8 protein-coding genes (1 of these 8 cut by a window edge) are annotated in these 6,340 nt (G+C 61.4%); 2 read left to right on the forward strand and 6 right to left on the reverse strand.

Translation table 11 applies throughout. The features are described 5' to 3' along the window. Window positions 1-38 precede the first annotated feature (38 nt). From REH34_RS19180 to hemJ, 4 genes are all read right to left on the reverse strand, one after another. Window positions 39-377: a histidine triad nucleotide-binding protein gene (locus tag REH34_RS19180; protein ID WP_226504430.1), complete on the reverse strand. Its 339-nt coding sequence runs from the start codon at window positions 375-377 to the stop codon at window positions 39-41. A 70-nt stretch (window positions 378-447) separates the two neighbouring features. Next, window positions 448-1,221: an SDR family oxidoreductase gene (locus tag REH34_RS19185; RefSeq protein WP_311968817.1), complete on the reverse strand. Its 774-nt coding sequence runs from the start codon at window positions 1,219-1,221 to the stop codon at window positions 448-450. A gap of 91 nt (window positions 1,222-1,312) precedes the next feature. Next, entirely contained in the window at window positions 1,313-2,119 is an 807-nt protein-coding gene (locus tag REH34_RS19190) for a DUF805 domain-containing protein (protein WP_226504432.1), read from the reverse strand. A gap of 28 nt (window positions 2,120-2,147) precedes the next feature. After that, window positions 2,148-2,573, reverse strand: a complete 426-nt coding sequence (gene hemJ, locus REH34_RS19195) for a protoporphyrinogen oxidase HemJ (protein ID WP_226504433.1) — start codon at window positions 2,571-2,573, stop codon at window positions 2,148-2,150. A gap of 139 nt (window positions 2,574-2,712) precedes the next feature. Here hemJ and argC point away from each other — a divergent pair, with 139 nt between their 5' ends. Further along, window positions 2,713-3,747: an N-acetyl-gamma-glutamyl-phosphate reductase gene (argC, locus tag REH34_RS19200; protein WP_311968818.1), complete on the forward strand. Its 1,035-nt coding sequence runs from the start codon at window positions 2,713-2,715 to the stop codon at window positions 3,745-3,747. Between the two features lie 149 nt (window positions 3,748-3,896). After that, on the forward strand, window positions 3,897-4,247 hold the full coding sequence (erpA, locus tag REH34_RS19205) for an iron-sulfur cluster insertion protein ErpA (RefSeq protein ID WP_226504435.1): 351 nt from the start codon (window positions 3,897-3,899) through the stop codon (window positions 4,245-4,247). 73 nt (window positions 4,248-4,320) lie between these two features. On the opposite strand, the gene REH34_RS19210 is transcribed toward erpA, so the two are convergent. Together REH34_RS19210 and REH34_RS19215 are read right to left on the reverse strand one after the other, a co-directional pair. Further along, window positions 4,321-5,412 carry an anhydro-N-acetylmuramic acid kinase gene (locus tag REH34_RS19210; protein ID WP_311968819.1) on the reverse strand — a complete coding sequence of 364 codons (1,092 nt, stop codon included), beginning with the start codon at window positions 5,410-5,412 and terminating at the stop codon, window positions 4,321-4,323. 3 nt (window positions 5,413-5,415) lie between these two features. Next, window positions 5,416-6,340, reverse strand: the 3' portion of a protein-coding gene (locus tag REH34_RS19215) for a peptidoglycan DD-metalloendopeptidase family protein (protein WP_311968820.1). It continues 551 nt past the right edge of the window; only the last 925 of its 1,476 coding nucleotides appear in the window; the start codon falls outside the window, past its right edge; the stop codon is at window positions 5,416-5,418.

Genomic DNA, 6,340 nt, shown 5'->3' on the forward strand with positions numbered 1-6,340 from the left:
GCAGATCCGCGGGCAGAGCCCGCTCCCACAAAGGGGGCTCAGCCCGGTGGCCAGTTCATCTGGCGCTGACCGAGCACGTGCATATGAATGTGATAGACGGTCTGGCCGCCGAGTTCATTGCAGTTCATCACCACGCGAAAGCCTTCCTCGCAACCCAGCTCGAGTGCCAGGCGCTGGGCAGTCAGCAGGATGTGCCCGGCCAGGCCTTTGTCGTCTTCGGTCAGGTCGTTGAGCGTGCGGATGGCCTTTTTCGGAATGACCAGGAAATGCACGGGGGCTTGCGGCGCGATGTCGTGGAAGGCCAGGACCTGATCGTCCTCGTAGATGATCTTGGCCGGGATCTCCCGGTTGATGATCTTGGTGAACAGAGTTTCCACAGCGGTTTCTCCAGACTGAAAGTTCGGCCCGATCCTGTCGGGCGGGCATCTGTGCAATTACTGCAGTGTATCAGCGTGGGCAGTAGGCGGTATTGATGTAGCCACTGATCTTGCGGACCAACCAGCGAGAACCCAAGCGCACAGCGCGTACCAGCCAGCGGTTGCGCCGGCCCGGTATGATGATCGCGCGGTTGCGGTCCAGCGCGCGGACGGTGTACAGCGCGACTTCTTCAGGGCTCAGAACTCGGCTCGAGCCTGTCAGGCGTGGAATATTGCGCAACGGCGAACGTACCGGGCCGGGGCATAGCACCGAGACCTTGACGCCACTGCGTTTGAGCTCTTCGCGCAGCGCTTCGGATAAATGCATGACGTAGGCCTTGCTGGCACTGTAACTGGCCATCCACGGGCCGGGCTGGAATGCGGCCAGGGAAGCGACGTTGAGGATCTGCCCGCCGCCTTGCACCGCCATGGCGTTGCCCAGCACGTGGCAGAGGCGGGTAAGGGCCAGCACGTTGAGCTCGATAAGGTCTTGCTCGACGCCCCAGTCCTGGGCCAGGAAGGAACCGTAAGAGCGAATGCCGGCGCAGTTGATCAGCAGATCGATACGTCGGTCGCTTTCTTCAAGTTCCAGCAAGAAGCCGGACAAACGTAACGGCTCGCCCAGGTCACAGGCGCGAAACAGCACTTCGACGCCAAAGCGCTGAGTGAGCTCCAGCGCGATGGCCTCCAGCGGTTCGCGCTGGCGAGCCACCAGAAGCAAATGACGACCGCGACGCGCCAGGGCTTCGGCCAATGCCAGGCCCAGGCCGCTGGAGGCGCCGGTGATCAGGGTGTAACGGGTCATGCGGTTCTCCGTGCGGCACTGTGCGATCGGGAATGGAGCGCACAGGTGTATCGATGCTGCAGTTTACCGCGTAGGACCGTCAGTGCCGATATCAAGAAGAGGGCTGGTGGGCGGTCGCCCCGATTGTGCCTATGTACCATGCGACCACAGCGATCGCGACAATGACCAAAATGCAGCCGATGCCAACGAAGAGTTTGGCCAGCAGGGTGGGCGGGCGGGGTTGGGGGCCGAACCTGTTATTGCCCGGGGTCCCTGGTTTGAACAGCATGACCAGCCCGAATATGGGGCCCGCATAGGGCACCGCAGACAGCAGGATCAACCAGCCTGACCAGTTGATATCGTGCAGGCGCCTTACTCCTATCACGACGGACGCGGCTAGATAGCACAGGGACATGATCAGCAATGACACGCTTGGCCCGACAAGATACTCGACCATCGGAGCGACCGCTTTTACGACCAGGCCGCCGACGATCAGAATCAATAGCGACCATGCCGCGTAATTGATCCTGCCAAGTCGCCCCTCCAGCGAGAGGGCTTTTCGTGGGCCTGTAACGATTGGGTCGTAGACTTCCTCACCCGACCTTGGCGCAGCCCACGGCGAATACTCGATATCGTCATAGGTCGCGCCACCCGCAAGCGTTTCCGATCCGGCAGGATCGAACGGCGTGTCGTCTTCCAGGTGAGTCCGAATACCGGCCTTCTCCAGCATCGGCACGAACTTGTGCGTGTCTTCGAGCAGCAGATGGCGCTTGAGCGCCAACTTGCGGCCTTCGAACAATCGCTCGACGGCATGCTCGCTGGCCTCGAACAGCGTCGCCAGGTTGCGCACCGCGGTGGGCTTGTCGATACCAGGCAACAGTTGCCCGTCAAAGGTGATCTTGTACTGCGGTACGGCCATTACGACGTCCTTGTTAAGGAGAGGGCAATCAGAAGGGTTTGACGACGACCAGGATGACGATCAACAGCAGGAACACCACCGGCACCTCGTTGAACCAGCGATAGAACGTGTGGCTACGGGTGTTCTCGCCCCGGGCGAAGCGCTTGAGCTGGGCGCCGCACATATGGTGGTAGCCGATCAGCAGGAAGACCAGCAGCAGCTTGGCGTGCAGCCAGCCCTGATGCAGCCAGCCAGGGTTGAGGTAGATGAGCCAGATGCCGAACACGAGGCTGGCGATCATCGAGGGGCCCATGATGCCACGGTAGAGCTTGCGTTCCATGATGATGAAGCGCTCGCGGCTGACGGTGTCTTCGCTTTGCGCGTGGTAGACGAACAGGCGGGGCAGGTAGAACAGCGCGGCAAACCAGCAGACGATGCTGACGATGTGCAGGGCTTTGATCCATAAATAGAGCATTTCTAATAATTTCCAGGTTCACGGTGATCCGATAGTAGTAGCAAGCGGGGTATTCCGTCATCAGCACGGTTGTTACTGAAAGCGTTGCCTTCTATTATCGGGGGCTTTCCAGTCTGTTCGTTAAGTGAGGGGCGGTTTTATGGTCAAGGTCGGTATCGTCGGCGGCACGGGTTACACCGGTGTCGAACTGCTGCGTCTGCTGGCGCAGCATCCCCAGGCTGAAGTGGTCGTGATCACCTCGCGATCGGAAGCCGGCCTGCCCGTTGCCGACCTTTACCCCAATCTGCGCGGCCACTATGACGGCCTGGCCTTCAGCGTGCCTGACGTGCAGACGCTCGGTGCCTGCGACGTCGTGTTCTTCGCTACGCCCCATGGCGTCGCCCACTCGCTGGCCGGTGAATTGCTCGATGCCGGTACCAAGGTGATCGACCTGTCGGCGGACTTCCGCCTGCAGGACGCCGACGAATGGGCCAAGTGGTACGGCCAACCCCATGGCGCGCCGCAATTGCTCAAGGAGGCGGTCTACGGCTTGCCGGAAGTCAATCGTGAAGCCATCAGCCAGGCGCGCTTGATCGCAGTTCCGGGTTGCTATCCGACGGCGACCCAGTTGGGTTTCCTGCCGCTGCTAGAAGCCGGCCTCGCCGATAACAGTCGCCTGATTGCCGACTGCAAGTCGGGTGTCAGCGGTGCTGGCCGTGGTGCGGCGGTGGGCTCGTTGTTCTGCGAAGCGGGCGAGAGCATGAAGGCCTACGCCGTCAAAGGCCATCGCCATCTGCCCGAGATCACTCAAGGCCTGCGTCGCGCGGCGGGTGGCGACGTCAACCTGACATTCGTCCCGCACCTGACGCCGATGATCCGTGGCATTCACTCGACCTTGTACGCCACGGTCACCGATCGCTCGGTGGATTTGCAGAAGCTGTTCGAAAAGCGCTATGCCGATGAGCCTTTCGTCGATGTCATGCCGGCCGGCAGCCATCCGGAAACCCGCAGCGTACGCGGTGCCAATGTCTGCCGTATTGCCGTGCACCGCCCTCAGGGTGGCGACCTGGTAGTGGTGCTTTCGGTCATCGACAACCTCACCAAGGGCGCTTCCGGTCAGGCCGTGCAATGCCTGAACATCCTGTTCGGCCTGGATGAGCGCCTGGGTCTTGCCCATGCGGGCATGCTGCCGTAATACAAGTTAATGAGGGTGCTTGCCTCTCGATTGCGGTGTTCATGGCCTCTCATCACGCAGCTCAGCACAATTGTTGACCAATTTTGTCGGAGAAGCGGATAATGGTGTCATTACGCATTATGACGGCCTAGCGCCGGGAGAGAGTCAGCATGAGCGTCGAAACCTTTACCCCAACGGCTTTGCAGTTCACCTACGGTGCTGCGAACAAGGTCAAGAACCTGGTCGACGAAGAGGGTAACGACCGCCTGAAGTTGCGCGTGTTCGTGACCGGCGGCGGCTGTTCGGGCTTTCAATATGGCTTCACCTTCGATGAAGATGTGGCCGATGACGACACCATCGTCGAGCGCGAAGGCGTGAGTCTGGTGGTCGATCCGATGAGCTTTCAGTATCTTGCGGGGGCCGAAGTGGACTACCAGGAAGGTCTTGAGGGCTCGCGTTTCGTCATCAACAACCCGAATGCGTCCACCACCTGCGGTTGCGGTCAGTCGTTCTCGATCTGATTTCACCCGAGACAATGCAAAACGCCGCGCAGATGCGCGGCGTTTTGCTGTCTGGCGTTTATCAGGATGGCTTTCAGGCCGGGTAGATGGCGCCCAGGATACGCAGCCCTTTAGCACCCGTAACGCTGGGTCGGTTGCCTGGAATACCCTCCAGGCAGCAATGGGCCAGCCACGCGAAGGCGGTGGCCTCGACCCAATCCGGATCGACGCCCTTGGCCGCGGTGCTGGCGACGACCGTGCTGGGCAGCAGCGCGGCAATTCGGGCCATCAAGGCACCGTTGTGAGCGCCGCCGCCGCAGACCAGCAGTGCATCGGTCGTCGGCTGGGCTTTTTTCAGGGACTCGACGATGGTGCGTGCGGTCAGCTCCAGGAGCGTCGCCTGCACGTCAGCTTCGGGGCAAGGCGGCAGCGTGGCCAACTGCTGCTGCAGCCAGGTCAGGTTGAAGACTTCCCTACCGGTACTTTTCGGGCCGGTGCCGGCAAAAAACGAATCGCTCAGCAGTGTCATCAACAGCAAGGGATTCACTTGGCCGCTGGCGGCCCAGGCCCCATCCTTGTCGTAACTGTCGCCTTTGCACGCCTGAATCCAGGTATCGAGTAGCACATTGCCCGGCCCGCAGTCGAAGCCAGCGACGGGCTGGTCGACCTCGATCAGGCTCAAGTTGCTGAAACCGCCGATATTGAGCACTGCCAGGCGCTGCCCTTGACCACCGAACAGTGCTTCGTGGAAGGCTGGAACCAAGGGCGCGCCCTGACCGCCAGCGGCGACGTCACGACGACGAAAATCACTGACGACGCTGATGCCGCTGAGCTCGGCCAATAACGCCGGATTACCGATCTGCAAGGTGAAGCCGCGGGCAGGTTCGTGCCGCACGGTCTGCCCGTGACTGCCGATCGCGCGTATCGCCGAGGCATCGAGTTGCTGATCTTGCAGCAGTTGCTTGATGCCTTCAGCCGCCAGGCGGACCCATTGGTTTTCCGCGAGGGCGGCACGGGCGATTTCATCCGGACCGCTGCTGCACAAGGCCAGCAAAGTGCGCCGCAGATCGTCGGGCATCGGCACATAATGGCTGGCAAGCAGGCGCGTAGCCTGCCCTTGCTCGATCAGGGCGATGTCCAGTCCATCAAGGCTGGTGCCGGACATGAGGCCGATATAGAGCGCCATGGCTTAGCGCTTCGAGGCCAGCATGGTAGCTTTTTCCTGCTCCATGCGGGCCATCAGGGGTTGGCTTTGCTGCATGAAACGCCCTCGCTCGGATTTGGCAATCGGGTCGGCCATCGGCAGCTTCTGACCCAGCGGGTCGACATGCACGCCATTGACCTGGAACTCGTAGTGCACATGTGGGCCGGTAGACAGCCCGGTGGTGCCGATATAGCCGATGACCTGGCCCTGCCGGACCGGGACGCCTGCGCGGATGCCCTTGGCGAAACCTTGCATATGCCCATACAGGGTGCGGTAGGTCTTGCCGTGCTGGATGATCACCACGTTGCCGTAGCCGCCCTTGCGCCCAGCCATGAAGATCTTGCCGTCGCCGGTGGCCTTGATCGGGGTGCCCCTTGGCGCAGCATAGTCGACGCCCTGGTGCGCACGGATCTTGTTGAGGATCGGATGCTTTCGCCCACCCGAGAAACGCGAGCTGATGCGAGCAAAGTCCACGGGGGAACGTACGAACGCTTTGCGCATGCTGTCACCGGACGCGGTGTAATAGTTGGTGGTCCCTTGTTTGCTGGTGTAGCGCACGGCCGTGTACGTCTTGCCGCGGGAGACGAAGCGGGCGGACAGGATATTGCCGGTGCCGATGACGTTGCCCTTGAGCACGCGCTGCTCGTAGATGACCTCGAATTCGTCGCCGTGCCGGATGTCCTGGGCGAAGTCGATGTCGTAGCCGAAGATGCCGGCCAGGTCGGTGACCTGCTTATGCGACAGACCAGCGCGTTGCGCCGCGACCGAGAGGTTGCTGGTGATGACGCCGTGAGCATAGGCTTCGCGCATGACCGGCTTGTTGGTTTCGCGCTCGAAGGCGAAACCGGTGGCGGCGCGGTTCAGGCGGATGGTTTCGAGGTCGCTGAGCTTGCTGTGCAGGCTCTGCAGC

It is taken from the genome of Pseudomonas baltica, assembly GCF_031880315.1.
Classification (GTDB): Bacteria; Pseudomonadota; Gammaproteobacteria; order Pseudomonadales; family Pseudomonadaceae; genus Aquipseudomonas.

Bases quoted from the DNA above. Each gene is read 5' to 3' on its own strand.
- REH34_RS19185 (WP_311968817.1), bottom strand. From the start codon at position 1,221: ATGACCCGTTACACCCTGATCACCGGCGCCTCCAGCGGCCTGGGCCTG.
- REH34_RS19190 (WP_226504432.1), bottom strand. From the start codon at position 2,119: ATGGCCGTACCGCAGTACAAGATCACCTTTGACGGGCAACTGTTGCCT.
- hemJ (WP_226504433.1), bottom strand. From the start codon at position 2,573: ATGCTCTATTTATGGATCAAAGCCCTGCACATCGTCAGCATCGTCTGC.
- argC (WP_311968818.1), top strand. From the start codon at position 2,713: ATGGTCAAGGTCGGTATCGTCGGCGGCACGGGTTACACCGGTGTCGAA.
- erpA (WP_226504435.1), top strand. From the start codon at position 3,897: ATGAGCGTCGAAACCTTTACCCCAACGGCTTTGCAGTTCACCTACGGT.
- REH34_RS19210 (WP_311968819.1), bottom strand. From the start codon at position 5,412: ATGGCGCTCTATATCGGCCTCATGTCCGGCACCAGCCTTGATGGACTG.